The 890-nt window shown below is 37.5% G+C and carries 1 protein-coding gene and 1 pseudogene; both read right to left on the bottom strand.

Features of this window, described 5'->3' with window-relative positions; all coding sequences use genetic code 11:
* A partial coding sequence (locus tag C5470_RS22040) for an SMI1/KNR4 family protein (RefSeq protein WP_166291922.1) occupies nucleotides 1–380 on the bottom strand: 380 nt, incomplete at its 3' end.
* 15 nt (nucleotides 381–395) lie between these two features.
* Nucleotides 396–890 (bottom strand): annotated as a pseudogene (locus C5470_RS23185) (hypothetical protein); the annotation flags it as partial.

Genomic DNA, 890 nt, shown 5'->3' with positions numbered 1-890 from the left:
CCATCCCCTGATGAATCAAAAAAATATACTTCATTTTTATATTGAGTCTTCTCTTTTAAAAAACCGTAATAACCACCAGTTTCATCATCACTAAAAGCAATAAAACCTTGTGGCATTGAGACCATTTCATATTCTTTATTCTTAACAGGTAAATACCACTCACTATTAGGATTAAGAGAGTAAATATTCACGAATGCAAAATATCCGGCATTATAATTATTTGAAAAATAAACATATTCATCTGGTAAAGTTCCTCCTACAAGCAACTCTACTTGTTCTATATCCTCCTTACTTGCCAAATATTCATCTCCTGATAAAAACCAATTTGGTTTGATGCTTTTTACATAATTAACAACTCGTGAGAATTCATGTGTATTCATGTTAGTACCAAAATATTAATCGTAAATTAGATGAGGATATATTTGCTCTGCACCTTGTTCTCTTGCTCTATACCACCAATGTAATTTCCTATCCGCATCTCGCATGGCCGGTGTGACACCCTGATTAAATTTATTTGGATGTAATGCAGTATTGCCTCTATGAACGTTTGGTAAAACTTCATGGATGGCAGAACCTGGCATTTGATGAGCATGATGTAGATCTGGCGAGCCTAAACCTTTAGGTGTTCTTCCATGCAATCCATTAAATATGTCTTGTTTACTCCAGTCTCCAGATATTCTGACGGGCTTATCATTCACTCCATAACCAAAACCCGTTTTTGTATTAGGTTTACTGAAATTAGATGATTCTCTGGCGGCTTTACTTGCTGCGATATTGTCCAGAACACGTTGTTTGATTACTGGGCATGTTGCCAGCCCCAGAGGATCAACCCATCCGGTGGGATTATGGACGTACGAATAGGGATTCAGGCCCCCATTCAGCCCAATCGG

The sequence above is a fragment of the Photorhabdus stackebrandtii genome, from assembly GCF_011189495.1.
Classification (GTDB): Bacteria; Pseudomonadota; Gammaproteobacteria; order Enterobacterales; family Enterobacteriaceae; genus Photorhabdus; species Photorhabdus khanii.
Note: the sequence above shows the minus strand (reverse complement) of the source record. Positions and strands in the feature narration are given on the sequence as shown.